Genomic DNA, 22,369 nt, shown 5'->3' on the forward strand with positions numbered 1-22,369 from the left:
ATGTCCGCCGCCGTTACCACGCCGGTTGCGATCCGCGTGCACGACCTTCACAAGAGTTTCGGCCCGGTCGAGGTGCTGAAGGGCGTGTCGCTCGATGCGCGCGAGGGTGAGGTGATTTCCATCCTCGGATCCTCCGGCTCCGGCAAGTCGACGCTGCTTCGCTGCATCAACATGCTGGAGGTGCCGAATTCGGGCACCATCGAGGTGGCGGGCGAGGTGATCCGGCTGAAGGCGTCGAGCGACGGGCGCAGCCGCCCGGCTGACCAGAAGCAGGTAGACCGCATCCGCTCGGAACTCGGCATGGTGTTCCAGAGCTTTAATCTCTGGTCCCACAAAACCGTGCTCGAAAACGTCATCGAAGCGCCGGTGCATGTGCTGAAGCGGCCGCGGGCGGAAGCGATCGAGGAGGCGGAGGCGCTGCTTGCGAAGGTCGGCATTGCCGACAAGCGTAACCACTATCCCTCGCATCTCTCCGGCGGCCAGCAGCAGCGCGCCGCAATCGCCCGCGCGCTGGCCATGCGCCCGAAGGCGATGCTCTTCGACGAGCCGACCTCGGCGCTCGACCCGGAGCTCGTCGGCGAAGTGCTGCGCGTCATGCGCGGGCTCGCCGAGGAGGGGCGCACCATGCTGGTGGTCACCCACGAGATGGGTTTTGCCCGCGACGTCTCCAGCCGCGTCGTCTTCGTGCACAAGGGCACGATCGAGGAGGAGGGGCCGCCGCACGAAGTTTTCACCCATTCGAAGTCGGAGCGCTTCCGCCAGTTCATCAAGAGTTGAAGCCTGCCGTGATCGGCGGGCCGAAAAACAAAGCAATCAACATCCACAAAAGGGGAATGCTGCAATGAAAAAGACCACCGCAATCATGGCATCGGCGCTTGCCGTTGCCGCGGGGCTGATGTCCATGCCGGCGCAGGCCGAAGACAAGAAGTGGACGAAGGTGACGATCGCCACCGAAGGTGCCTTTCCGCCCTATAACCTGACCAAGGCGGACGGCACGCTCGACGGCTACGAGATCGAGCTCAGCAAGATCCTCTGCGACCACATGAAGGTCGAATGCACCGTCATCGCGCAGTCCTTCGATGGCATGATCCCGGCGCTCAACGCTGGCAAGTTCGACGCGATCATGGCCGGCATGTCGGCCACCGAGAAGCGCAAGGAAGTCATCGACTTCTCGATGTCCTACGGCAGCACCGGCCAGGCCTTCGCGACGCTGAAGGGTGGCGACCTCGAAACCCTGCCGATGAAGGGTGAGCTGTTCTCGCTCGCCTCCAACGAGGCCGGCGCGCGCAAGGCGGTCGACGAGCTGAAGCCGCTGATTGAAGGCAAGACCATTGGCGTCCAGACCGCCTCGATCGCAGCACGCTTCATCGACGAATATCTGAAGGACGTCGTCGAGGTGCGTGAATACAAGACGACCGAGCAGCACGATCTCGATCTCGTCGCCGGCCGCGTCGATTTCGTCATGGCGTCCATGGGCTACCTGAAGACGACTGTCGAAAAGCCTGCCAACAGCGACATGGTCATCACCGGCCCCCGCTTCCAGGGCGGCTTTCTCGGCGCCGGCAGCTCCGTCGGCCTGCGCAAGACCGACCCGGAACTGAAGGCGCTGTTCGACGATGCGATTGCAGCTGCCAAGGCGGATGGCACCATCAAGCGCCTGTCGGAGAAGTGGTTCGGATTCGACCTGACGCCGCAATAAGCCGGGTCGGTTCGCCCCCTCAACCGAAGCGCCGCGTGTTCCGCCAACGCGCGGCGCTTTTTGTGTTTGGAGTGTCCGGTGCTCGTGTGCTTGCGAGGCGGTTTGGCCGGGCTGCTTTATTTATAGCAACGCGCAGCGCGTGCGGTCATCTTTCGGACACAATCGCTGCGTACAAGCCCATCTGTCGACGTTTGCTTATGAGCGCTGAATGTGTTCGCCGCTCGCAACTGTCGCGTCGCTTTAGACTTTTGACCACGGATGTACTGGCACTGGTGTAAGAGCGATGATGAGGAAGGTCGGTGCGGTTTCGCCCCGGCCTTTTTTATTGCCGGATGATCACTTCAGCGTTTTCGACGCCAGCACGAAGTCGACCAGGTCGCCGACGGTGATGAGCTTTTCGGCCGAGTCGTCGGTCAGATAGATCTCGAACTCTTCCTCCACCAACATCGCCAATTGAGACACTTCGAGCGAGTCGGCGCCCAGATCGTCTTCGATCTCGGCATCGTCTGTGACTTCGGACGCCTTGACGCCGAGCAGCTCGACAAGGATCGCCTTTACGCGTTCGGAAACATCGGATCGTGTGGGTGCCATGGATCTTCTCCCTCCCATAAAGCATAACACAGAGGGCGGCGAACGGCTGTCTAGGCCTATAGGATCATTGGCTGATTTCGTCATGATCCAAATGGGTTAGATCATTTCGGTCAGGGACAGCCCCGGGGTGTTTGCGGGTGCCGAACCTCGGCATTTGCAAACGCGAAGGCACGCACCACCATCGACTATGGCCGGTTCATGGAGCGGCCTAAGGAAAAGTCTGCCTCGATCGGGCGGTGAGGAAGGCGCTACCACCGCAGCGCCAAGCCAAATACAGCGGCAAAGCCGCTCCGGTCACCTTGCGACGATGGCCTATTTCGTCGGAGCAGGCGTCGGCCGCACCAGCGAGACCACCCGCGGCTTCGACGGCGCGTCCAGCCATTCAATCCACTTGTCGCGTTCCTCCGTCGTGTCGAAGAACCGCCAGAGCTTGTAGTCTTCTTCGGTGGTCTGCAGCATCTCGCCGATCGAGACGAGTTCCATCGGCAGTTCCACCTCGTTGCCGTCGTAGCGGATGAAGTAGATGCCTTCGGCAGCAAGCCGGATGATCTGGCCGGTGCCATAGGTGCCATCGGGATCGTCGACGGTGAAGTACATGCCGGTGAGAGTGTCGAGAATCTTGTCGTTCATAGGTTTTGGATGCCAGTTCAAGGAATAGGTTTCATCAGACCGTCGCCCGCCGCCGGAATTAAGGCAAGCTCAAATATCGAGTGTCCACGTCTGGTGAGGGTAGGGTGGCGTCTAAACGGTGCGAGGCGGCGGGCGAGTTGACAAAGTGACAGCGGACCGAGACGATCGGATCGTCAACTGAAATAGTGCCCACACAATCAAATCATGCAGATATCGATCCCGCCTGAGGCCTTTCCCGCATTGGGAACCGTCGCAAATCCTGCTGTGCTCTACGATGGGCTCAGCGCATTTGTCTGTTATGAAGCTGCTCCCAGCGCTGGCGGCGGCAACGTCGTTCTCAAGTTCGGCGAGGTTATCGATTTCCGCATTTCACCGATGACGGTCGAGGGCCTGCGCGATTGTAGGTACCCAATCCGACCGTGGGAATTCAACGAGGTTGCGGACAGTGACGAAGCAGCTAAATGGAAGGTCCTCAGTCCGCGTTTCTGGCTTATATCTTTTACCGACGTGACGATCGAAGTCCTGTTCGAAACGGTCTCGCTCGAGCTTCAAGACGAGCGAGGCGGGCCGCTGCATCGGACGCTTGCGAGCGCTTTGAGGTGAGGGCTTGAGGATATCGGCTTGGTCGTGCCGCTCTACTCCCGGCTTCTCCGCCGCCGCCTGCCGCCGCCTTCGCCATCATCAGCGCTCACCTTGCGCTCCGGCAAAGTCACCACCGTCGAGAGCTTGGGGAAGTTGTCGACCTTGTTCGGCATCGCCATGGCGTTCACGAAATGCTCTTGAAATTTCGATTCAAGCGCCGTCTCTATCTTCTCGATTTTGCTGACAGTTTGCTCGATCTCGCGGCGGTGGCCGCGGTTCAAGAGCGCCATCAGCGCGCCGGTACCGGCGGCGTTGCCGACGGCCTTGACGTCGTCGAGATCGCAGTCCGGGATGAGGCCCAGCACCATCGCATACTTGGGATCGATGAACGAGCCGAACGCGCCGGCGAAGCGGATGGTGTCGACATGATCGACGCCTTGTTTTTCCATCAAGAGCTTGATGCCGGCATAGAGCGCTGCCTTGGCGAGCTGGATGGCGCGGATGTCGTTCTGCGTCACGGTGATGCGCGGCTCGCCGTCGTGCAGCAGGTAGGAGAAGGTTCGGCCATTCGGGATGATGCGCGGGCTTTTTGCCGCCATTCCGCCATCGACCACTCCATCCTCGGAGATGATGCCGGAGAGATACATTTCGGCGACGATCTCGATGATCGCCGAGCCGCAGATGCCGGTGACGCCGACAGAGGCTGCAGCCTCGGCAAAGCCTTCCTCGTCCGACCACTTTTCGACGCCGATCACGCGGAAGCGCGGCTCGAGCGTTGCCGGGTCGATGCGCACGCGCTCGATCGCGCCGGGGGCGGCGCGCTGGCCCGAGGAGATTTCCGCACCCTCGAAGGCCGGTCCCGTCGGTGAAGAGGCGGCGACGACGCGATCCTTGTTGCCGAGCACGATTTCGGCATTGGTGCCGACATCGACGAGCAGCATCATCTTGTCCTGGCGGTAAGGACCTTCGGCAAGCGTCGCACCCGCAGCATCGGCGCCGACATGGCCGGCGATGCAGGGCAGCATGTAGAGCCGGGCGCCGCGGTTGACGTCGATATCGATCTCATGCGCCCAGTATTGCAGCGCGCCGGACACGGCGAGCGCGAACGGCGCCTGGCCGAGTTCCGTCGGGTCGATGCCGAGGAACAGGTGGTGCATGATCGGGTTGGCGACGAAGACCATATCGAGAATGTCGTGGCGGTCGACTTCGCCCTCGGTGCAGACCTTGCCGATCAGGCCGTTGACGGCCTCGCGCACGGCCTTGGTCATCGCCTCCCGCCCATCCGGGTTCATCATCACATAGGAGACGCGGCTCATCAGGTCTTCGCCGAAGCGGATCTGCGGGTTGGACGTGCCCGAGGAGGCGACGATGCGTCCCGATAGCAGCGACACCAGATGCATGGCGATCGTCGTCGAGCCGATGTCGCAGGCAACGCCATAGGCCTCGTTCTTGAGGCCGGGCCAGAGGCCGACGATGAAGGGGCGCGAACTATCCATGTCGCGGTGGATGGCGGCGGTAACCGCCCAGTTGCCCTTGCGCAGGATGCCCTGCACCTGCGGGATCAGGTGCGGCGCGATCAAGAGATCCTTCCAGCCCCAGTCCTTCTCCAGCATCACCTTCAGGCGGTCGAGATCGCCGAGCGGCTTGTGCATGTCGGGCTCGTCCACCTCGACATAGCAGAGCTGAACGGCGGCATTGCGCTCGATCACCCGGTCGGTCGCGGCCTTGCGCACGACTTGGGCGTTGATGACGGTATCCTGCGGCACGTCGATGACGAGATCGCCAAGGATATGGGCGGAACAGGAGAGGCGGCGGCCATCGGGAAGCCCGCGGATCTTCTCATAGCGCTCTTCCTTGGCGCCCTTTTCCGAGATGTGCTCCAGCGAGGAAACGATCTTGTGCTTGGCGAAATTGCCTTCCTGCACCTCGATCTGACAGCGCCCGCAGGTGGCGCGCCCACCGCACACGCTTTCGACATAGACGCCGAGCTTGCGCGCCGCGTCGAGAACCGGTGTGCCCACCGGGAAGCGGCCGCGCTTGCCCGAGGGCATGAACAGCACCAGAGGTTCCTTTTGCGCGGCTTCGCTCATGTTGGTCTCGATCTCGGAAGTGCCTTCGATGCGCATGCTCAATGGTCTTTCATCAGGTCCACTCTCTCCGGGGTGAAGCACCGCTTTGGTGTTTCAGCTCGCGAGCGAAGCACGGGTAAACGGTTTCAGACTGCACCGGAACCCGGTCGGATAGTTGTCCAATCCCGACATGGAGCGATCTCAAAGCATCATTTCGGGAGGCTGTTGCGATGACGGGGAAATTGCTTACGGCTTCTTGCGCTGCAGACGCCGAGCGTTGCTGCGCACCCGCTTGCCATAGGGCCTCAGCGCCGCCGAAGCAATCGCCGTTCCATGGCCCGATGCCGTGGCGCCGGTCATCATCCGTATCGTGTTGTCGAAGGCGGCTTTCCAGAGCGCGACATTGACGGCAACGACGCTTTCGGCGGTCGCCGCGATCTTCTCGGAGATCATACGCTGAAGCTCGGTCACATCCTGCGACTTGCCCGTCAGCGCCGCCATCTGCATTTCCTGCAGTCGGACGGCGATCACGAAAGGGGCTTCAAACCAGAGGCTGGCAGCATCAAGGCGAAGGCTGCGTGTCATGATGATCTCCAGGTTTGCGTTGCCGGATGAAATCTCGAAATCTGTCGGTGCTGAAGGCTGGCTTCTGAACGGCTAAAGGGAGAAGGACGGCAATGAGGCATGGCTACCTTTCAACGTCGTTCTCCCTTCCTTGGTTCAGCTCGATGCTGAAAAAAGAACCTATTCGCTTGCAGCCGCACCGCCGGTGCGGGCCGCACGGCCACCACGACGGCCGCCGCCGCTGGCGGCCGCCGGTGCGGCAGCAACCACATGGCCACCCTCGGCCGGCTTGTGGTCGCGATAGGTCTTGATCCAGTGGGTGCAGTTCGGGTCGGTACCGTTCAAGACGTTCGCCGCACGCACTGCTTCCATTTCCTGCGGGCGGCAGGGATTCATGATCGCCGATGTCATGCCGGCGCCGATGACCATCGGGATGAAGCCGGCATTGATACCGTGGCGGTGCGGCAGGCCGAAGGAAATGTTGGAGAGGCCGCAGGTGGTGTTGACCTTCAGCTCTTCGCGCAGCCGCCGCAGAAGCGCGAAGACCTGCTGGCCGGCGGTGCCCATGGCGCCGATCGGCATGACCAGCGGGTCGACGACGATGTCATGTGGCTTGATGCCGAAGTCGGCGGCGCGCTCGACGATCTTCTTGGCAACGGCAAAGCGCACGTCCGGATCCTCGGAAATGCCGGTTTCGTCGTTGGAGATGGCAACGACCGGCACGTCGTACTTTTTGCAGAGCGGCAGGATCGCTTCGAGCTTCTCTTCCTCGCCGGTGACGGAGTTGACGAGCGGGCGGCCCTTGGCGACGCGCAGCGCCGCCTCGATCGCAGCGGTGACGGAACTGTCGATCGACAGCGGCACGTCGACGAGGCCCTGGACGATTTCGAGCGTCTTGACGAGCAGCGGCGGCTCGGTCTCGTTCGGGTTGACGGCGGTGACCCCGGCGTTGACGTCGAGCATGGTCGCGCCCGCTGCAACCTGCTCCAGTGCGTCCTTGATGACGGTGTCGAAGTTGCCCTCGATCATCTCGGCGGCGAGCTTCTTGCGGCCGGTCGGGTTGATGCGTTCGCCGATGACGCAGAAGGGCTGGTCAAAGCCAATGATGATCTCGCGGGTGGCGGAGGCGACGATTGTGCGGGTCATTAAGGGTCCTTTGTCCTGGCGGTGGGCTATGTAATCACGCCCTGGAGATCGATGATAGGCGTCGGAGACCGGCGCCGGTTTTGTCTGCTGTCTCTTCAGTGCGGATGGTGGGCTGCCGCCTCGGCCATCTGCTGCTGGTTTTCTTCCTTGCCTTCGCGGATCTGCTCCAGACGCTCGGCAACGAGCTGATCGGCCGGCAGCCTCTCGCGCTTCCAGGGCTGGCGGCCCTTCAGCACGCCCGATTCATGCACGATTTCTGCGACATATTCTTCCTGGCGGTAGGCCATCACGTGGATGCCGGAGACGCCCTCGATCTCCTTCACCTCGTTGATGATGTCGATGCAGAGCTGCTTGCCTTCCTTCTTCTGGTCCTGCGCGCCCTCCAGGCGGGTAATGACGCTATCGGGAATATGGATGCCCGGCACGTTGGAGCGGATCCAGCGGGCGGTCTTGGCCGACGCCATCGGTCCGACGCCGACGAGAATGTAGCATTTCTCATGCAGGCCGAGGTCGCGCACCTTCTTCATGTATTCGCGGAACATCGGCACGTCGAAGCAGTACTGGCTCTGCACGAACTGGGCGCCCGCCTCGATCTTCTTGGCGAGACGATAGGGGCGGAAATCGTAGGGCGGCGCGAAGGGGTTGATGGCGGCGCCCAGAAACACCTGCGGCGGGGTCGTCAGCTTTCGGCCCGAGAGGAACTTCGAGTTGTCGCGCATGATGCGCACGGTTTCGAGCAGCGACATGCAGTCGAGGTCGAAGACGGGCTTGGCGCCCGGCTGGTCGCCGGCCTGCACGCCGTCACCCGTCAGGCACATGATGTTCTGGACGCCCATGGCAGAGGCGCCGAGCACGTCGCCCTGGATGGCGATGCGGTTCTTGTCGCGGCAGGCGATCTGCATGATCGGCGCATAGCCCATGCGTGTGAGCAGCGCGCAGATGCCGACCGAGGACATGTGGCAGTTGGCGCCTGACGCGTCGACCGCGTTGATGCCGTCGACCCAGCCGTCGAAGATCGCCGCGCGCTCGTAGACGTCCTGCGGGTTGGCGCTGTCGGGCGGGTTGAGCTCGGCGGTGACGGCGAACTCGCCGCGGCGCAAGACCCGTTCAAGCCGGCCGCGGGAGGAATGACCGGGCAGCGGATCGAGCGGCGCGCCGGGATCGTGCGGGTTGTAGTCGGGGCTCATGCCTGGCCTTCCTTGGATGCCGCATCGCGGCGCGCTGCTGCTTCCGCGGTCACGCGTAGCCAGGACGAGGTTTCGCGCAGCGACTGGTTGACCGGCTTCTGCACGTTCATGATGGCGTTGCCCTTCTCCATGTTCTGCGAGCCCTTCCAGGCCTGGACCCAGACGCAGGGCATGTCCGGCTCGACCTCGCAATTGCCGTTGGCGCGCACGCCGCCGCAGGGGCCGTTGCGCAGCTGCTTCGGACAGTTCATCGGGCAGGACATGCCCGTTGAAGACAACGCGCACTGGCCGCACATGCGACAGTCGAAGAGGAAGCCTTTGACGTGGCGCTCGACGAAGGTCACGGGACGCTCGACCCGGCCGTAGCCAAGCGCGTTCCAGAGCGGATGAAGCAGCAGGAACAGGTCGGCGAAGCGGTGGTAGAACCATTCGAGGAAGCGCGAGTTGCGCACTGCCCAGAGCCGGACCGTGTATTTGTGGCGCGAGCGGCGGCTCGGCGACACGCCTGACGGTGTGAAGGCGCCGGTCGCGGCCTTGGCGCCCGGTGCGGCGTTGCCCTTCAGGATTTTCTGTTCGCCTGCCGGTTTGGCGTCAGCCATTGTCGCGGCCTCCGGCCTTGACGAGCGCCACCAGACGTTCGCGGTCATAGGCGGCTTCGAGCTCGGCGGCAGCCTGGTCGGCTTCCGTTTCCAGATCGTCGGAGACCGGCACCGGATCGGCCTTGCGCCATTCGGCGAGGTAGTCGTCGGTTTCGGCCGCACCGGTGCGCATCGCGCACATGTCGATCGCCTCGGTGAAGCGCAGCGATAGTTCACGCTTCGCCGTCGTGCGGCCCTTCTTGATGATGACCTGGGCCGGAATGTCGCGCCAGTAGACGATAATGCGATCTGCCATCGGGTGTTGTTCTCCTCCCCTGCATGTTTCCTTTGATCGGTGCCGATCAAAGGCCGAAAACATGCAGCACTCCTAAGCGCTAAAGCGACCTTTGTGCGTCTCAGAAGACGCGCGGCGCTGTAGTGCGACAATGCGCATGTCCCGGCGTCCGGGCTCATCTCGCCACGACGTCGGATATGTCCAAAAACGACGCTCGCGCAGATGCCATATCAGACGTCTTGGCGGTGACGCGCAAGTCGCAGTTGAGCCGATTATTGTGGGCAGGAGCCGCGGTCGTGGATCGCATGCAGTATCAGGCTTTTAGGCTGAAGCTGGCCGATGCAAGCGAAGGGATTTCGCCTACCAGATCCGACGCGTCAGGCCGTTCCATACCCAGGTCCAGATCGGCGGGTGATACCATTGCCGTGACGGACCTGCGACATTGATGGTCCGCAGATTTCCGTCGAGCGCATCTGCGACCGCGGCAATCGCGATTTCCGTTGAGGCGGCTGTCTGCAGCAGCGGATAGGTGTGCATCGTATCGTCAGGGGCAGGATTCTGCCGTGACTGGTAGAGCACGCCGCCGGTATCGACGCCTGCATCGACCAGATGCACGGTCGCCCCGAAGTTTTCGAGGTCATTGCTCACCCGCGCCCAGTAGCCGCCCATCAGGCCGCGATAGGCCGGATTGATGCCGGCGTGGAAATTGAGGACCGGACAGGCCATGGCCGCCAGCGTCGCTGCCTTCAGCATGCGGCAACTGATGAGGAAGACGACGTCGGGTTCGAGCGCGCGGATCTGCGTTATGGCGTCGGCGTCATTGACCGAGGCGACGTATTTGACCGGGATTGAGGGGGCGGGTTTTCCCGAGACCTTGTAGGTCGCGAGGATCTCTTCGGCGCGTTTTCGGGTGAAGCGCTTGCCGAAGCGCGAGGCGATCATGGTCGCAAGCTGCCCCAGCGCCGTCAGCCAGCCGAGCTTGCGGGCGCGGCGGCGCAGGAACAGGCCCTTCGATTCCGGTTGCTCCTCCACGACGGCCACCTCAGCAAAGCGGCTTGCGAGCGCGTTGATCATGATCCAAGGGTTTTCGCCGCCCGCCGTCACCACGACGACGCGGCCCGGGCGCTTGCCTGCGGCGTGGTTCTGGCTGGCGATTTCGGTCATGGCGGCCCCGCGGATGAACAGGGCCGAGTTATGAAGGCTTGCCCGTTACCGCCGGCTTAACTGGTTCCAGTACCATTCGGCGACACCGCCGCCGAGCACGACGAGCGCCACGGATTCGACCATCTTTACGTCATCCGAAAGGCTGCAGACTGCGCCGACGACCAGCGAAAGCAGCAGCCCGGCGGCGCAGCCGATGGCGTAGGGCAGGTATTCGAGGAATTTCACTGGTGTGCCTCCCGTCCCAAGACGCAGCCGTCGCGCACTGAGATGTAACGCAGGGTAGCGCAGATATGGGGATTAGGAAGAGCTTATTTTTCGTTGCAATTTGCGAAGGCAGATGCCGGCGCCTGCAGTGCGGGTCATCGGAGGATCATGCTGCACGGGTGCTTGCGGACGAGGTTGCTCCTCTTCTCGGATTTAACCCGAGGACTAACCCTCTGCCCGCAGACGGAGGGAGGGGACGTGCCTTGCTCGTCCTGTTGGCGAACCAAGGCACCGTGGTCGGGGACATGCAGGCTGCCGATTGCTGACGTAGTGGAGCGCCACGGATGGTGGGATCGAGAGCGAAGCGAGCGGGTGCGCGATCCTCTTCGCCCCGCTTGCGGGTAGAAGGTGGCCGGCAGGCCGGATGAGGGGCATTTTCAGGCGCTTCGGATCGTCACGAAGCCGCGGTGATCCGCCGGTGTATAGCCCCGAGGCTTTCCCGGAACCGCTCGAAGGTGCCGTGCTCCGTCAATTCCCGCAGCACCTGTTCGTTGATGCCGCCGCGGGTGGCGTAGTCCTCGGCCAGATGGGCGAAGCTTGCGTCCGGCGTCGTTGCCGGAGCCTGGCCGAGTGCGCCAAACAGGCTGGCCACATAGTCGCGGCCCTTCGCGTCGTCAACGCCGTTGTCCTTCAGCCAGCTATGGATCGTTTCCAGGTATTTGAAGTAGCTCGCATAGGTGGCGGTGGCCACACTTAGCGCATCGAATTCGCTCTCGCTTGTTACTTCGATCGCCGTGCCGAGCCGGCCGAAAAACGCCGCCATATCCGGATCCGGCGGGAAGATGATCGTCGGCCCCTGACGGATCGCAATCATCGGCATCGGCAAGGCCTTGGTCACGCGCTTCACTTGGCCAACCATGGCGGCGATCTCGGCGCAGGAGAAGGTCGCAATCAGGCTGACGACGTGGTGATCCGGGCGGAAGCGCAAGGCGGGCAGGACATCACGGGCGATCTGCGGCCGGACGCCGAGCATGACCGTGTCTGAGGCGTCGAGCACCGCCTGATTGTCGGCAGCGACAGTCACGTCAGGAAAGCGGGCAGCAAGGCCCGCAGCGATCTCTTCGTTGCGCGGCGAAAGGACGACGGTGGTGATCTCGCCGGGAAGCGTCTTGAGGCCGGTGACGATCGCCGAGGAGAGTGCGCCGGTGCCGATGAAGCCGAGTTTCATGAAAGTTCTGTCGCCTGGTGATTTCAGAAGGTCCGTGAAACTGCCGGGTGTGGCATGCACGGGCACGTGTTTGGAATTCGCGGAATAATAATAGCAAAGGCGGCGGCGACAAGCGCCCGCGACAGCGTCGCCCACAGGAGAGCAGGACGCATTTCAACAGTGCGGTTGAGATTGCCACGCCCTTTCGGCCGCTGCGGGGCGTTGCCGCATAAGGCGGAGACCCCTGCTAGGCCAAGGGGTGTTGGTCGAAAGGCTGCTGCGTTTTGGCCCGGGACCTAGCGAAAGTCATCGGCGGTGAGGACATAGATCGTCCGGCGCCCCTTGGCATAGGCTGCCGTCGCGGCCTCGTGGATTGCGTTGCGCGCGGCATCGAAGGCCAGCAAGCAGGCTGCTTCGGTCGTCCGGGCGGGCGCGCCACGGGAGAGGGCGGCCGCCTCAACATAGAAGGGCACTTCGAACATGCCATCGTGGCCAAGGAAACGTACGGCCTTGCGCGCTTCATCGAAGCTTCGGCATGGGTTCGGAAAGGTGAGCGGCATGGTCGTATCCCTTTTGGCGGTAAGCCAGGCCGGCCAGAGACGGGCCGTCACAAGATCCGCCCGAAAAGGATCGTGGTCACGACGACGGCGACCGCCAGCGAAAGGGCGATCCAGGCAAGCAGGCCGCGGTAGTCGAATAGATAGATCTGAGCCGGTATGTGGTACTTCATGATCGCCTCCTGCAGCTGATCTGTTAGGACGATGGTTTGGATCTAAAGGGCGTGCCTGGCCTTGAAGGCCCGTTCGGCCAGGGCCATTCGCTCATCGGCGGGACGGATCAGTTCGAGATTGCCTTCATCGGTCACGCGCTCATGGCATTCGTCGCTGCTGCGTATGCGGTACTGGAGCGCATTGTCGCGGATGGGGAGCGTGGCGGTTATGCGGTAGGTGTCCCCGATGATCGACTCTCTGGTCAGCGCTCCCTTCGAGCGAACAAGCTGGCCGACCTGGAAGCGGTGAGCCGGCGACTGGTCGCGGGGGCCGCGGATGATGCGTTTCGTAAAAGATAAAGCGTTCATAGTGGTCTCAGTCCTTTTAGGTGTGGGCAGGCACGGTCGGTCGGCTGCGATGAGCCGGTTATCGACCGATCAACCAAGGTTCGGGGAACGAACAGACGTTACAATGCGCGATGTGCTTCGAGGCGAAGCATGGATCAAGCACTGGATCCGAAGCTTGCGTGTCGTTCGAAAATTTAGGAGAATAGGTGCGGTTAGAAATTCTGATACCGCGAAAGCCACATCGGCCAAATTTACTTGGATATACTATTGCGCGTCGATTGAGTTTCAATTGAGGCGCGTGTGTCTGCCGACGCAGATTTAAAGTGTTTTTGGCGCGACGCCGGTGTTCCTCCCGAGTTTCTCGCTGCTCGCGTGATAAAAGCCACGTGCCGATCGAGGATGTGTTAAGCTCGTCGCTTGGAACTGGAGACTGTCATGTCCGAGCCGAACAAACTCTACCAGAGCGAAATAATCACCCTGCACAAGGCGCCGCTGATCGGCACTCTTTGCCTGGAATGCGACGACGGCCAGATCGAGGTCGCGCTGAACCGAGCGGCTGCCGAGACCTTGCAGAAGGTTATTGCGCGCTTTCTTTCCCCAGCCGCGTGACATCCCCAGCCGCGATGGCCTCATTCGATGAAGGAGAGGCGCGATGTCCTCCCGTTTGGTCTTCTCACTGTTTCTGGTCGCCCTGTCTGTTTTTCTTGTCTGGGCCTTCAGGCCACCTCAGGGCAATGCGAGCGATCGCCCCGCCATGCCGCATGTGGCTGAGCAAGGGCAGATGGTTAACCCCGCTTACGGACTGGGCTGATGACAACACTAAGGTACGGTCTCAAGGTCGAAGCCAACAATGTTTGGGCGGTTGTCGATGTCTTCACCGGGCAACCGGTTGTTGTTGACGGTTATCTGATGTCCAACTTGCCGCGCGACGAAGCGGATGATCTTCTCGATATTCTCAATCTCAAAGACCGCATACGCAGGGGCACGATCCAGCTTCCGCCCCGGCCGCCGGAAGATAGGGGTTAGATGGGTGGGCTGGAAACCCACGATGGTGGCTCAGCGGGGCACGCTGCCGGTCTTTCGATCAACAGCAGCCTGTCTGAATTGCTCATAAGGCGCCGGACGGGAAGGGGACCTCGGAAACTCCGCGGCAGTGCCCGGCTCGGCCAGCGCCGCCTCCGGAGTGGCGTGGCTGTCGACGCCGCTTTCGAGTGCCGCAATCAGGAAGCGCGTGGCAGCAAGTCGTCCGCCCGAGTCTGCCGTCGCGGTCGTTCCGTAGTAGCCGGCAGCGGCGAGTACCTCGACCAGAAGGCTGAGGTCGTCGGAGTGAAGACAATGTTCTGGATTGCTGGAAGACATTGCGTCCTCCTTTGGTTGGGGCCCAGGCAAGAAGGCCCGTAGGCGACGGCGCCCGCTTCAATCGCCGTCGATGAAGCACCCTGCACGCGTTGTCGCGCCAGCGCAACGAACTTCACTCAAGCACCGGGAGCTATGTTTTGGCCGAGCGCGCGTTTCGCTTCGTCGCCCGTCGCTGTCCTGTGCGCATCCATCGCGTTCGCCAGATCGAGCCTGCGCGGGCCGACTTTTGCGAAGATGTCACGCGCCGCCAGCGGTGCCAATTGATAGGCCAGAATGAACTCTTCGAGATCGTAGACCGCATCCCAGGCGTGAAGCACTCTCTTATTGTCGTTCGTGAAATTCTTGGTCATGGGACGCTCCCGCGTTCTGGCTCCGTGCTTGGCGCAAAGACGGCCAAGTGTCAGGCGGCCGAGGAAGCGTCAGGGATGAGTTACGCCAGCTAAACGGGCTTGCGCGAACATGGTTTCAAATTAAGAGTTCAGACGGCGAAGGAGGGGACCTGGCAAGGGGCCTGGCAAGGGGCCTGGCAATGAGGGGGCCCGGGCGGAAGCCGGATCGTCGGCCTCTGACGGAACGTGATCACCGGCGATCAGGCGGACGACGTGCTGTCGCGGCCGGAAGCATGCGGCCGGCAGGAATTCGCGGTCAATCTGTGAACTGGCAGAAAGCATGACCGGTCGCCATCGCCGAGCACAGCATGGTTCTCGGCGGCAACGGTGACCTTGGCAAAGTGCGCGGCAGCGACGCTATTTCAGGTAGGCGCGCACCACATCCACCAGTTCGGCCGCCGCTTCCTCCCGGTCCTTCTGCGACAGCTCGGCTGCGGCGACATGCATTTGGATATGGTCTTCGACCACTTCCGCCATCAGCCCGTTGACCGCGCCGCGTATGCCGGCGATCACCTGCATGACCTCGGCGCAGCCCTTCTCCTCCTCCAGCATCCGCTCGACCGCCTCCATCTGGCCGCGCAAGCGCCGGACCCTGTTGATGAGTTTCTGCTTCTCGCGGATCGTATGGGTCATCGGATACTCCGGTTTCGGGTGCTATGCGGCCCTTGGTTCGACCTCGACGGTCACATGCGACAAATCGTGGATGGCGGCAAGCTTCTCGCGATAATAGGACGGCGCCCGCGGATTGTCGGCGACGATCGAGACGATCGCGCCGTGGTGGCCGGGCCCGAGCTGCCAGATGTGCAGGTCGACGATTTCGGCATCTTCCCCGGCAACGATCTCGCCGATCTCTTCCGGCAGATCCTCGCCTTCGGGGATATAGTCGAGCAAGGTCGCCCCGGTGTCGCGGATGAGGCCGAAGGACCAGCGCGCAATGACAAGCGCGCCGACGATGCCCATGGCGGGATCGAGCCACAGCCAGCCGTAGATCGCGCCGAGGCCAAGGGCGACAATCGCGAGAACCGAGGTCAGCGCGTCGGCGAGAACGTGCAGATAGGCGGCGCGCAGGTTGCGATCCTGGCTGCCTTGATGCCCCAGATGCCCATGATGATGCCCATGGTGATCGTGATGGCCATGATCGTCCTTCAGGAGCCAGGCGCAGACGAGATTGACGATGAGGCCGGCGACGGCAACGAGGATCGCCTCGCGGAAATCGATCGTGACTGGAGAACCGAGGCGGCGCAGGCTTTCCCAGCCGATCAGAAGCGCGATGAGCGCCAGCACGATGGCGCTGGAAAAACCGGCGAGGTCGCCGAGTTTCCCGGTGCCGAAGGTGAAGCGGCGATTGTTCGAATGCTTGCGCGCATAGAGATAGGCAAGCGCCGCGATCAGCATCGCGGCGGCATGGGTCGACATGTGCCAGCCGTCGGCGACGAGCGCCATCGACCCGAAGACCTGTCCGGCGGCGATCTCGACCACCATCATCGTTGCGGTGACCGCGATGACGATCCAGGTCCGCCGCTCGTTGCGCTCATGATTGCCGCCAAGGAAGACATGATCGTGGCTGGCCGCGAGCACGCGCGCCTCGTCATGCGCATGCCCTTGGTGAGCGTGGTGGTGATGATGGTCGTGCTCGTGATTGCCCATGTCGATGTCTCCAATATGATATAGGGGGGTACCCTATGTGGAGATCAACGTAAAGTCTCTGTTTCGGGCCTGCGATTTCAAATTGATGATGTCGCTAATTCAAGCTTTCAGAAGCGATGTCGTCAGATCGCCATAACCGGTGAAGCGGTATTCGTATTCGAGGCCCAGGCGCTCGGCCGCCTTCTTGGCCTTCTCCTGCAAGCCTGTGTCTTCCTGCTGCGAGAGATAGACCAGCTTGCGGTAGTGGCCGAAATACATGTCCCGGAGCTCCGGGTGGCGATCGAGGCCCAGCGGTTCGATGACGAAGGCTTCGAACTGGCGGGCGAGGAAGTCGGTAAGGAAGAAGGCGGTGATGTCGTCGTCCCAGCGGCGGGAGAAATCCTCGTTGCCGGCGAAGAAGGAATAACAGTGGGGCCCAGGGATGCGCTCGACCTTTTCCTCCTCAAGGAGACGATCGAGATGGCCCCCGGTGCCGCAGTCGGCATAGGCGACGAAGATGCGCTCGAAGCCTTCGGCGCGGGCCTTGGCGATGGCGTCGCGCACGCCGGGCGTGATCTTGTCCGGCGTGTTGTGCCAGATGGCGGGCAGACAGTTGAGGTCGATATGATCAAGGCCGTTGGCCTCGCAGACCGCCAGGATTTCCCGCGCGATGGCGCCGCAACCGATGACGTGAACTTTTTTCGGTTGTGCACGTTCTATTGCCGGCGATATTTTTTCCATCTTGAGTCCACTTGGCTTTCAGCGGGAAGGAACCTGACCATGACAGTAAAGACCCTTGCAACCATCGGCGCCGTTCTCGTCGCGCTCTCGACCCTCAGCGCCTGCGGCAACACCATCCGCGGCATCGGGCAGGATACTGCAAACACCGTCAACGCGACACAGTCGGCAGGCAAGAAGGTGGCGAACTCCGTCAACTGAGCCGGCACACTTGTCTGACGCTTCGCCAGACATAAGAAAGCCGGCCGCGGATGTCACCCTGTGGCCGGCTTCGTGATTTCGGATCGCTCGAAGTTTTAGCCGGCCGCCAGGCGGTTGTGCTTGCGCTTCATGAAGTCCTTGGCGGTTTCGACGGCGATCGCCGCATCGCGGCAATAGGCGTCGGCGCCGACGGCCTTGCCGAACTCCTCGTTCAGCGGCGCGCCGCCGACGAGAACGACGTAGTCGTCGCGCAGGCCCTTTTCCTTCAGCGTGTCGATGACGACCTTCATGTAGGGCATGGTGGTCGTCAGAAGCGCCGACATGCCGAGGATATCCGGCTGCTCGCGCTCGATCGCTTCGAGATAGTTTTCGACCGGGTTGTTGATGCCGAGGTCGACCACGTCGAAGCCCGCACCTTCCATCATCATGCCGACGAGGTTCTTGCCGATGTCGTGAATGTCGCCCTTGACGGTGCCGATCACCATCTTGCCGAGCTTCGGCGCGCCGGTTTCGGCCAGAAGCGGGCGCAGGATGGTCATGCCGGCCTTCATGGCGTTGGCCGAGAGCAGCACTTCCGGCACGAACAGGATGCCGTCGCGGAAGTCGATGCCGACGATGCGCATGCCTTCGACCAGCGCCTGGGTCAGGACATCATAGGGCGTCCAGCCGCGCTTGAGCAGGATGTTGGTCCCGTCCTCGATTTCCTCCTTCAGGCCGTCATAGAGGTCGTCGTGCATCTGCTGCACGAGTTCTTCGTCGGAAAGGTCCTCGAGAATGATTTCATCGTCTGCCATATTGGGGTTCCTCGGTTCCTGGCACGGTCGCGCGAAATTTTCGGACGCGTCCATCAATCCATAGCGGTCGATGTCTAAAAATCTGTTTTCGAAAGCGACGTCGCATATGACAAAAAGCGACGGGAGGGCGGCTTCTTTTGCCGCCTGTATATTCTTAACAAAAACAATATATTCGCGCCACGCGGTTTTTGCGCCCGCTTGTCGCCGCTCGGCAGTGTTCGAGTTGCGCCACGCCTTGGCGCATTGAGACCCGCAAGGCCCCCGATGCTTGGTAGCATTAGGGCAAATTGATGCTTGAAGGCGCAAAAAGTGATGCGCGGGAGAGGAAAAGCGAATGAGCGACGTGACAGATCAGGGCGCGGTTGAAGGCGGCGGTCGCCGCGCACGCGGCGAGGGACGGGGAGCAGCGGCAAGGCGCGCATCGCGCACCGGCGGCGGCCCGGGGCCGTCTCTGCCCTATATCCAGCGCAAGATTCGCGAATACGAGGTCCTCGACGAGGAAGGCCTGCAGCTGATCGAGCGCAATGCCGACACCATCCTCGAGGAAATCGGCATCGAATTCCGTGACGACGCCGAGGCGCTCGAACTCTGGAAGCAGGCCGGCGCCGACGTGCGCGGCCAGCGCGTGCATTTCCCCAAGGGTCTCTGCCGCGAACTCCTGAAGACGGCACCTTCCGAGTTCACCTGGCATGCCCGCAACCCGGAGCGCAGCGCCCAGGTCGGCGGCAAGGCGACGATCTTTGCGCCGGTCTACGGCCCGCCCTTCGTGCGTGACCTTGAAGGCGTCCGGCGCTATGCGACGATCGAGGATTTCCGCAATTTCGTGAAGCTCGCCTATATGGCGCCGTCGATGCATTCGTCCGGCGGCACGGTCTGCGAGCCCGTGGATATTCCGGTGAACAAGCGTCACCTCGATATGGTCTACAGCCATATCAAGTATTCCGACAAACCCTTCATGGGCTCGGTGACGGCGCCGGAACGGGCGGAAGACACGATCGCCATGGCGAAGATCGTCTTCGGCGACGACTTCGTCGAAAACAACTGCGTCACGCTCAACCTCATCAACGCCAACTCGCCGATGGTCTTCGACGAGACCATGGTCGGCGCGCTCAAGGTCTATGCCCGCCACAACCAGGCCTGCGTGCTTTCGCCCTTCATCCTGTCGGGCGCCATGAGCCCGGTAACGGTCGCCGGCACCTTGACGCAGATCCTTGCCGAAGTTCTCGCCGGTGCCTCCTTCACCCAGCTCATCCGCAAGGGCGCGCCGGTGCTCTTCGGCACCTTTGCCGCCTCGATCTCGATGCAGTCGGGTGCGCCGACCTTCGGCACGCCGGAGCCGTCGCTGGTCTCCTATGGCGCGGCCCAGCTTGCCCGTCGCCTGAAGCTTCCCTTCCGTACCGGCGGCTCGCTCTGCGGCTCCAAGGTTCCGGACGCGCAGGCAGCGCACGAATCGGCCAACACGCTCAACATGACGCTGCTTGCCGGCACCAATTTCGTGCTGCATGCGGCAGGCTGGCTCGAAGGCGGTCTGATCTCGTCCTACGAGAAGTTCATGATCGACCAGGACCAGCTCGGCATGATGCAGAAGATGGCCGAAGGCATCGATCTCTCGGAGAACGCCCAGGCGCTCGACGCGATCCGCGAAGTCGGTCCGGGCAGCCACTATCTCGGCTGTGCCCACACCCAGGCCAACTTCCAGACGGCCTTCTACCGTTCGCCGCTGGCCGACAACAACTCCTTCGAACAGTGGGAAGTGGAAGGCGAAAAGCGCATCGAGCAGCGCGCCAATGCGCTCTGCCGCAGCTGGCTGGAACACTACGAGGCGCCTTACCTCGATCCCGAGATCGACGAAAAGCTTAAGGCCTTCATCGATCAGCGCAAGAACTCGATGCCGGACGCTTTCACCTGAAAGGGTCCCGAGCGAGCCAGGGAGCAAGGCGGCGCGGCGCAGGTGGCCGATATGATCCAGAAAGAGGTCTGGCGCCCGCATTATGAACATCAGGGGCCGAAACCGAAATGACGGCGCCTTCCGCAAATGCGGACAAGACAATCGAAACGATCCGTGCGGCGCTCGCGCCGCACGGTCTTTTTTTGCGCGGAACCGTGAACTTCGCCTCCGGTGAGGCTGCACCGCTACTGGCCGATGGCCGTCCGGCGGCAAGCGTGGTGCTGGTTGGCAATATCGGCGGCTCGCTGTGGCAGCCCTTCGATGCTTGGCGCTGCAGCGTGGCTGATCGCGGGGGCACCGACCCGCTCGACAACTGGTCGAAGGCGGTGATCCAGCCGATCGCTGCAGCCTGCGGGGCGACCGCCTACTTCCCATCCGACCCGCCCTGGCAACCCTTCCAGCAATGGGCGATGCGGGCCGAGGGCCTGAAGCCGTCGCCATTGGGCATCCTCATCCATCCGCGCTTCGGGCTTTGGCACGGCTATCGCGCAGCGCTCGGCTTCGACATACCGCTTGGCGACACGGGCGAGCGCGGGACCGACCACCCCTGCGACCGGTGCTCGGAAAAGACCTGCATTTCCGCCTGTCCGGCCGCAGCGCTCGCCGGCGAGCGCTTCGACGTCGCGCTCTGTCGCGGCCATCTGCGCACGGGCGCGGGCAGGGCGGGTTGTCTTGCACAGGGCTGTCTGTCGCGTGACGCCTGTCCCGCCGGCAGCCGGTATCGCTACCCGCCCGAGCAGTTGCGCTTCCATATGTCTGCGCTTGAAGTGTGAGCGCCGGTCTCCACTCTGGCGCGCAAAGATGGTGCAAATCTCCAAAATGACTAAAATTGGAGGTGTCGTGGAAAGGTAATATTATCGAATTTATAACGATCTGGACGGCGTGGCGTTGGAGTCCATCGTATGAGAGGTAGCCCAGTCGTATCCGTGAGCAACTATCCTCCGCACCTGTCGCGCGAGGACGTGCAGGCGCAGATATCTCGGCTTGACAGTATTCACGCGGCCAACAGCCAGGTTCTGGAGGACGCTTTCAAGCGCCTTCTGGCGATCGGCGCCGGCCATGCGGCCGTCATCGCGGCCTGTATCGCCGGCTTCGATGCACTGGTGGACCGCTCGGTTCTCGCCGGCGATCTTCTGCCCGATGCCATCGACATCCTGAGGAAATTTGCGCTTACCGTCAGCGCGCTCGGCCTGTTCCTCACGTTCTGGGCGATCGGCAACAATTACGGCGAGGTCCAGAAAGAAGCGAGGCGCCATGCGGTGAAGGTGGCAACGACGCTCAGAGAGAAGCGGCTGCTCTTGTCGCTGTCGCAGGATGTGCTGAACCGCGATCCCAAATCCTATCTGCTTGCAGGTGTCGGCGGCTTTGCCTGCCTTTGCGCGATCTTCGGCCTTGCAAGCCTCGCCGGCATCGCCGGTCTCGTCACCACCATGGCGGCGATCGTCGGCGGCTAGTCGCCAAACGTATGATTTCGCCTGTGCCCGCGCCAGAACCGCCGCAATCTGCGTCATGCTTGGGGTCTGATTCGATTGGACCTTTTCACATGCCTCTGTTCCCAAAACCCTTTCTCGTCGGTGCCGTTCTGTCGGCCGGTCTTGCCGGGCCGGCGCTCGGCGCCTGCCGTGATGTCAGCCATCTCGGCCAGGATTATGTCGCCTGCAGTTTCGACCCGGCAACGAGCGATATCCGCCTCTACAACAAGGACCAGGCGGGCGTGCCGTTCCGTTCGTTCCGGGCGCTGTCGCTCGAGCTGCGTCACCGCGATGAGTATATGGGCTTCGCCATGAACGGCGGCATGTATCATGACGACCTGTCGCCGGTCGGCCTCCATATCGAGGAGGGCCAAGAGCAGGCGCCGCTCAACACCAATTCCGGCTGGGGCAATTTCCACCTGCTGCCGAACGGGGTGTTTTTTGTCGATGACGGCAAGGCGGGGGTGATGGCGGCGGACGCCTATCGTGACGCCAGGCTAACACCGCGCTTTGCCACCCAGTCCGGGCCGATGCTGGTGATCGACGGCAAACTGCATCCGCGCTTCCTGCCGGATAGCACCAGCCTGAAAACCCGCAACGGCGTCGGCGTGACGGCTGATGGCGAGGTCGTCTTTGTTGTCTCCAAACGGCCGGTGCGCTTCCATGATTTTGCGACGCTGTTTCGCGATACGCTCGATTGCCCCAATGCACTGTTCCTCGACGGCACGATCTCCAGCGTCTACGCGCCTGATATCAACCGCCACGACCGGCTGTTCCCGATGGGGCCGATGATCGCCGTCGTTGGAAAATTTCCACGCTGATCGGGAAAATTTCGACATTGGTCGAAAAAAATGTGCCTCGCACCCAAG

31 protein-coding genes are annotated in these 22,369 nt (G+C 62.3%); 11 read left to right on the forward strand and 20 right to left on the reverse strand.

Annotated elements, in window-relative coordinates:
- Both JVX98_RS10740 and JVX98_RS10745 read left to right on the forward strand, forming a co-directional pair.
- Window positions 1-777 (forward strand): ABC transporter ATP-binding protein, encoded by a 777-nt coding sequence (locus JVX98_RS10740; RefSeq protein ID WP_205239426.1) that lies wholly within the window; start codon window positions 1-3, stop codon window positions 775-777.
- A 64-nt stretch (window positions 778-841) separates the two neighbouring features.
- Window positions 842-1,699, forward strand: a complete 858-nt coding sequence (locus JVX98_RS10745; protein WP_205238583.1) for a transporter substrate-binding domain-containing protein — start codon at window positions 842-844, stop codon at window positions 1,697-1,699.
- A 336-nt stretch (window positions 1,700-2,035) separates the two neighbouring features.
- Here the strand turns inward: JVX98_RS10745 and acpP are convergent, their stop codons facing one another.
- On the reverse strand, window positions 2,036-2,290 hold the full coding sequence (gene acpP / locus JVX98_RS10750; protein WP_205238584.1) for an acyl carrier protein: 255 nt from the start codon (window positions 2,288-2,290) through the stop codon (window positions 2,036-2,038).
- A 312-nt stretch (window positions 2,291-2,602) separates the two neighbouring features.
- Window positions 2,603-2,920, reverse strand: coding sequence for a hypothetical protein (locus JVX98_RS10755; RefSeq protein ID WP_034788160.1), 318 nt, complete (start codon window positions 2,918-2,920; stop codon window positions 2,603-2,605).
- Window positions 2,921-3,124: 204 nt separating this feature from the next.
- On the opposite strand from JVX98_RS10755, the gene JVX98_RS10760 reads away from it, so the two are divergent.
- The gene (locus tag JVX98_RS10760; RefSeq protein ID WP_205238585.1) at window positions 3,125-3,523 is read left to right on the forward strand and encodes a hypothetical protein; all 399 of its coding nucleotides are present in this window, start codon (window positions 3,125-3,127) and stop codon (window positions 3,521-3,523) included.
- Window positions 3,524-3,555: 32 nt separating this feature from the next.
- Here JVX98_RS10760 and JVX98_RS10765 read toward each other — a convergent pair whose 3' ends face one another.
- From JVX98_RS10765 to JVX98_RS10815, 12 genes are all read right to left on the reverse strand, one after another.
- A complete protein-coding gene (locus JVX98_RS10765; protein WP_205239427.1) occupies window positions 3,556-5,628 on the reverse strand; it encodes an ASKHA domain-containing protein in 2,073 nt (690 codons plus the stop codon).
- Between the two features lie 189 nt (window positions 5,629-5,817).
- Window positions 5,818-6,156 (reverse strand): hypothetical protein, encoded by a 339-nt coding sequence (locus tag JVX98_RS10770; protein WP_043619775.1) that lies wholly within the window; start codon window positions 6,154-6,156, stop codon window positions 5,818-5,820.
- Window positions 6,157-6,315: 159 nt separating this feature from the next.
- Complete coding sequence (locus JVX98_RS10775; RefSeq protein ID WP_192446417.1) at window positions 6,316-7,281, reverse strand: methyltetrahydrofolate cobalamin methyltransferase; 966 nt, start codon at window positions 7,279-7,281, stop codon at window positions 6,316-6,318.
- Between the two features lie 95 nt (window positions 7,282-7,376).
- Window positions 7,377-8,468, reverse strand: a complete 1,092-nt coding sequence (locus tag JVX98_RS10780; RefSeq protein ID WP_192446416.1) for a methylenetetrahydrofolate reductase — start codon at window positions 8,466-8,468, stop codon at window positions 7,377-7,379.
- Window positions 8,465-9,067, reverse strand: coding sequence for a methylenetetrahydrofolate reductase C-terminal domain-containing protein (locus JVX98_RS10785; protein ID WP_246764998.1), 603 nt, complete (start codon window positions 9,065-9,067; stop codon window positions 8,465-8,467). Before JVX98_RS10785 ends, JVX98_RS10780 begins: the two co-directional genes overlap by 4 nt.
- Entirely contained in the window at window positions 9,060-9,362 is a 303-nt protein-coding gene (locus JVX98_RS10790; RefSeq protein ID WP_060520592.1) for a virulence factor, read from the reverse strand. The genes JVX98_RS10785 and JVX98_RS10790 overlap by 8 nt, the downstream gene beginning before the upstream one ends.
- Window positions 9,363-9,701: 339 nt before the next feature.
- Window positions 9,702-10,505: a formyl transferase gene (locus JVX98_RS10795; protein ID WP_205238586.1), complete on the reverse strand. Its 804-nt coding sequence runs from the start codon at window positions 10,503-10,505 to the stop codon at window positions 9,702-9,704.
- A gap of 45 nt (window positions 10,506-10,550) precedes the next feature.
- Complete coding sequence (locus tag JVX98_RS10800; protein ID WP_060601062.1) at window positions 10,551-10,730, reverse strand: hypothetical protein; 180 nt, start codon at window positions 10,728-10,730, stop codon at window positions 10,551-10,553.
- A gap of 433 nt (window positions 10,731-11,163) precedes the next feature.
- The gene (locus tag JVX98_RS10805; protein WP_205238587.1) at window positions 11,164-11,937 is read right to left on the reverse strand and encodes a pyrroline-5-carboxylate reductase; all 774 of its coding nucleotides are present in this window, start codon (window positions 11,935-11,937) and stop codon (window positions 11,164-11,166) included.
- Between the two features lie 275 nt (window positions 11,938-12,212).
- Window positions 12,213-12,476: a DUF1488 domain-containing protein gene (locus tag JVX98_RS10810; RefSeq protein WP_205238588.1), complete on the reverse strand. Its 264-nt coding sequence runs from the start codon at window positions 12,474-12,476 to the stop codon at window positions 12,213-12,215.
- Window positions 12,477-12,523: 47 nt separating this feature from the next.
- Window positions 12,524-12,646 carry a hypothetical protein gene (locus tag JVX98_RS32545; RefSeq protein WP_034788190.1) on the reverse strand — a complete coding sequence of 41 codons (123 nt, stop codon included), beginning with the start codon at window positions 12,644-12,646 and terminating at the stop codon, window positions 12,524-12,526.
- A gap of 42 nt (window positions 12,647-12,688) precedes the next feature.
- Window positions 12,689-12,994: a hypothetical protein gene (locus tag JVX98_RS10815; protein ID WP_192446412.1), complete on the reverse strand. Its 306-nt coding sequence runs from the start codon at window positions 12,992-12,994 to the stop codon at window positions 12,689-12,691.
- 414 nt (window positions 12,995-13,408) lie between these two features.
- Here JVX98_RS10815 and JVX98_RS10820 point away from each other — a divergent pair, with 414 nt between their 5' ends.
- Genes JVX98_RS10820 through JVX98_RS10830 form a run of 3 tightly spaced genes read left to right on the forward strand, consistent with a single transcriptional unit; the run spans window position 13,409 to window position 13,999 of the window.
- Window positions 13,409-13,582: a hypothetical protein gene (locus tag JVX98_RS10820; RefSeq protein WP_156552966.1), complete on the forward strand. Its 174-nt coding sequence runs from the start codon at window positions 13,409-13,411 to the stop codon at window positions 13,580-13,582.
- 43 nt (window positions 13,583-13,625) lie between these two features.
- Window positions 13,626-13,784, forward strand: coding sequence for a hypothetical protein (locus tag JVX98_RS10825; protein ID WP_192446411.1), 159 nt, complete (start codon window positions 13,626-13,628; stop codon window positions 13,782-13,784).
- A complete protein-coding gene (locus JVX98_RS10830) occupies window positions 13,784-13,999 on the forward strand; it encodes a hypothetical protein (RefSeq protein WP_034788194.1) in 216 nt (71 codons plus the stop codon). The genes JVX98_RS10825 and JVX98_RS10830 overlap by 1 nt, the downstream gene beginning before the upstream one ends.
- 30 nt (window positions 14,000-14,029) lie before the next feature.
- On the opposite strand, the gene JVX98_RS10835 is transcribed toward JVX98_RS10830, so the two are convergent.
- The 5 genes from JVX98_RS10835 to JVX98_RS10855 form a co-directional block, all read right to left on the reverse strand.
- On the reverse strand, window positions 14,030-14,332 hold the full coding sequence (locus JVX98_RS10835; RefSeq protein ID WP_192446409.1) for a hypothetical protein: 303 nt from the start codon (window positions 14,330-14,332) through the stop codon (window positions 14,030-14,032).
- 116 nt (window positions 14,333-14,448) lie between these two features.
- A complete protein-coding gene (locus JVX98_RS10840; RefSeq protein ID WP_205238589.1) occupies window positions 14,449-14,682 on the reverse strand; it encodes a hypothetical protein in 234 nt (77 codons plus the stop codon).
- Between the two features lie 396 nt (window positions 14,683-15,078).
- A complete protein-coding gene (locus JVX98_RS10845) occupies window positions 15,079-15,354 on the reverse strand; it encodes a metal/formaldehyde-sensitive transcriptional repressor (RefSeq protein WP_205238590.1) in 276 nt (91 codons plus the stop codon).
- A gap of 21 nt (window positions 15,355-15,375) precedes the next feature.
- Window positions 15,376-16,368, reverse strand: coding sequence for a CDF family Co(II)/Ni(II) efflux transporter DmeF (dmeF, locus tag JVX98_RS10850; protein WP_205238591.1), 993 nt, complete (start codon window positions 16,366-16,368; stop codon window positions 15,376-15,378).
- Window positions 16,369-16,467: 99 nt separating this feature from the next.
- Complete coding sequence (locus JVX98_RS10855; protein ID WP_205238592.1) at window positions 16,468-17,088, reverse strand: DUF1638 domain-containing protein; 621 nt, start codon at window positions 17,086-17,088, stop codon at window positions 16,468-16,470.
- A 39-nt stretch (window positions 17,089-17,127) separates the two neighbouring features.
- Here JVX98_RS10855 and JVX98_RS10860 point away from each other — a divergent pair, with 39 nt between their 5' ends.
- Window positions 17,128-17,286, forward strand: coding sequence for an entericidin (locus tag JVX98_RS10860; RefSeq protein ID WP_205238593.1), 159 nt, complete (start codon window positions 17,128-17,130; stop codon window positions 17,284-17,286).
- 95 nt (window positions 17,287-17,381) lie between these two features.
- On the opposite strand, the gene JVX98_RS10865 is transcribed toward JVX98_RS10860, so the two are convergent.
- Window positions 17,382-18,080, reverse strand: a complete 699-nt coding sequence (locus JVX98_RS10865) for a B12-binding domain-containing protein (RefSeq protein WP_205238594.1) — start codon at window positions 18,078-18,080, stop codon at window positions 17,382-17,384.
- 334 nt (window positions 18,081-18,414) lie between these two features.
- On the opposite strand from JVX98_RS10865, the gene JVX98_RS10870 reads away from it, so the two are divergent.
- The 4 genes from JVX98_RS10870 to JVX98_RS10885 all read left to right on the forward strand — a co-directional run bounded on the left by JVX98_RS10870 (window position 18,415) and on the right by JVX98_RS10885 (window position 22,321).
- Complete coding sequence (locus JVX98_RS10870) at window positions 18,415-19,989, forward strand: trimethylamine methyltransferase family protein (RefSeq protein WP_205238595.1); 1,575 nt, start codon at window positions 18,415-18,417, stop codon at window positions 19,987-19,989.
- A gap of 107 nt (window positions 19,990-20,096) precedes the next feature.
- The gene (locus JVX98_RS10875) at window positions 20,097-20,801 is read left to right on the forward strand and encodes a 4Fe-4S dicluster domain-containing protein (RefSeq protein WP_205238596.1); all 705 of its coding nucleotides are present in this window, start codon (window positions 20,097-20,099) and stop codon (window positions 20,799-20,801) included.
- Between the two features lie 153 nt (window positions 20,802-20,954).
- Window positions 20,955-21,482, forward strand: a complete 528-nt coding sequence (locus tag JVX98_RS10880; RefSeq protein ID WP_205238597.1) for a hypothetical protein — start codon at window positions 20,955-20,957, stop codon at window positions 21,480-21,482.
- Window positions 21,483-21,571: 89 nt separating this feature from the next.
- Window positions 21,572-22,321, forward strand: a complete 750-nt coding sequence (locus tag JVX98_RS10885; protein WP_192446401.1) for a phosphodiester glycosidase family protein — start codon at window positions 21,572-21,574, stop codon at window positions 22,319-22,321.
- The last annotated feature ends 48 nt before the right edge of the window (window positions 22,322-22,369 follow it).

The organism is Ensifer sp. PDNC004 (assembly GCF_016919405.1).
Classification (GTDB): domain Bacteria; phylum Pseudomonadota; class Alphaproteobacteria; order Rhizobiales; family Rhizobiaceae; genus Ensifer.

What these genes read in the sequence shown, in the direction of transcription:
- JVX98_RS10740 (WP_205239426.1), top strand. Translation starts at nt 1, where the DNA reads ATGTCCGCCGCCGTTACCACGCCGGTTGCGATCCGCGTGCACGACCTT.
- JVX98_RS10745 (WP_205238583.1), top strand. Translation starts at nt 842, where the DNA reads ATGAAAAAGACCACCGCAATCATGGCATCGGCGCTTGCCGTTGCCGCG.
- acpP (WP_205238584.1), bottom strand. Translation starts at nt 2,290, where the DNA reads ATGGCACCCACACGATCCGATGTTTCCGAACGCGTAAAGGCGATCCTT.
- JVX98_RS10755 (WP_034788160.1), bottom strand. Translation starts at nt 2,920, where the DNA reads ATGAACGACAAGATTCTCGACACTCTCACCGGCATGTACTTCACCGTC.
- JVX98_RS10760 (WP_205238585.1), top strand. Translation starts at nt 3,125, where the DNA reads ATGCAGATATCGATCCCGCCTGAGGCCTTTCCCGCATTGGGAACCGTC.
- JVX98_RS10765 (WP_205239427.1), bottom strand. Translation starts at nt 5,628, where the DNA reads ATGCGCATCGAAGGCACTTCCGAGATCGAGACCAACATGAGCGAAGCC.
- JVX98_RS10770 (WP_043619775.1), bottom strand. Translation starts at nt 6,156, where the DNA reads ATGACACGCAGCCTTCGCCTTGATGCTGCCAGCCTCTGGTTTGAAGCC.
- JVX98_RS10775 (WP_192446417.1), bottom strand. Translation starts at nt 7,281, where the DNA reads ATGACCCGCACAATCGTCGCCTCCGCCACCCGCGAGATCATCATTGGC.
- JVX98_RS10780 (WP_192446416.1), bottom strand. Translation starts at nt 8,468, where the DNA reads ATGAGCCCCGACTACAACCCGCACGATCCCGGCGCGCCGCTCGATCCG.
- JVX98_RS10785 (WP_246764998.1), bottom strand. Translation starts at nt 9,067, where the DNA reads ATGGCTGACGCCAAACCGGCAGGCGAACAGAAAATCCTGAAGGGCAAC.
- JVX98_RS10790 (WP_060520592.1), bottom strand. Translation starts at nt 9,362, where the DNA reads ATGGCAGATCGCATTATCGTCTACTGGCGCGACATTCCGGCCCAGGTC.
- JVX98_RS10795 (WP_205238586.1), bottom strand. Translation starts at nt 10,505, where the DNA reads ATGACCGAAATCGCCAGCCAGAACCACGCCGCAGGCAAGCGCCCGGGC.
- JVX98_RS10805 (WP_205238587.1), bottom strand. Translation starts at nt 11,937, where the DNA reads ATGAAACTCGGCTTCATCGGCACCGGCGCACTCTCCTCGGCGATCGTC.
- JVX98_RS10810 (WP_205238588.1), bottom strand. Translation starts at nt 12,476, where the DNA reads ATGCCGCTCACCTTTCCGAACCCATGCCGAAGCTTCGATGAAGCGCGC.
- JVX98_RS32545 (WP_034788190.1), bottom strand. Translation starts at nt 12,646, where the DNA reads ATGAAGTACCACATACCGGCTCAGATCTATCTATTCGACTACCGCGGC.
- JVX98_RS10815 (WP_192446412.1), bottom strand. Translation starts at nt 12,994, where the DNA reads ATGAACGCTTTATCTTTTACGAAACGCATCATCCGCGGCCCCCGCGAC.
- JVX98_RS10820 (WP_156552966.1), top strand. Translation starts at nt 13,409, where the DNA reads ATGTCCGAGCCGAACAAACTCTACCAGAGCGAAATAATCACCCTGCAC.
- JVX98_RS10825 (WP_192446411.1), top strand. Translation starts at nt 13,626, where the DNA reads ATGTCCTCCCGTTTGGTCTTCTCACTGTTTCTGGTCGCCCTGTCTGTT.
- JVX98_RS10830 (WP_034788194.1), top strand. Translation starts at nt 13,784, where the DNA reads ATGACAACACTAAGGTACGGTCTCAAGGTCGAAGCCAACAATGTTTGG.
- JVX98_RS10835 (WP_192446409.1), bottom strand. Translation starts at nt 14,332, where the DNA reads ATGTCTTCCAGCAATCCAGAACATTGTCTTCACTCCGACGACCTCAGC.
- JVX98_RS10840 (WP_205238589.1), bottom strand. Translation starts at nt 14,682, where the DNA reads ATGACCAAGAATTTCACGAACGACAATAAGAGAGTGCTTCACGCCTGG.
- JVX98_RS10845 (WP_205238590.1), bottom strand. Translation starts at nt 15,354, where the DNA reads ATGACCCATACGATCCGCGAGAAGCAGAAACTCATCAACAGGGTCCGG.
- dmeF (WP_205238591.1), bottom strand. Translation starts at nt 16,368, where the DNA reads ATGGGCAATCACGAGCACGACCATCATCACCACCACGCTCACCAAGGG.
- JVX98_RS10855 (WP_205238592.1), bottom strand. Translation starts at nt 17,088, where the DNA reads ATGGAAAAAATATCGCCGGCAATAGAACGTGCACAACCGAAAAAAGTT.
- JVX98_RS10860 (WP_205238593.1), top strand. Translation starts at nt 17,128, where the DNA reads ATGACAGTAAAGACCCTTGCAACCATCGGCGCCGTTCTCGTCGCGCTC.
- JVX98_RS10865 (WP_205238594.1), bottom strand. Translation starts at nt 18,080, where the DNA reads ATGGCAGACGATGAAATCATTCTCGAGGACCTTTCCGACGAAGAACTC.
- JVX98_RS10870 (WP_205238595.1), top strand. Translation starts at nt 18,415, where the DNA reads ATGAGCGACGTGACAGATCAGGGCGCGGTTGAAGGCGGCGGTCGCCGC.
- JVX98_RS10875 (WP_205238596.1), top strand. Translation starts at nt 20,097, where the DNA reads ATGACGGCGCCTTCCGCAAATGCGGACAAGACAATCGAAACGATCCGT.
- JVX98_RS10885 (WP_192446401.1), top strand. Translation starts at nt 21,572, where the DNA reads ATGCCTCTGTTCCCAAAACCCTTTCTCGTCGGTGCCGTTCTGTCGGCC.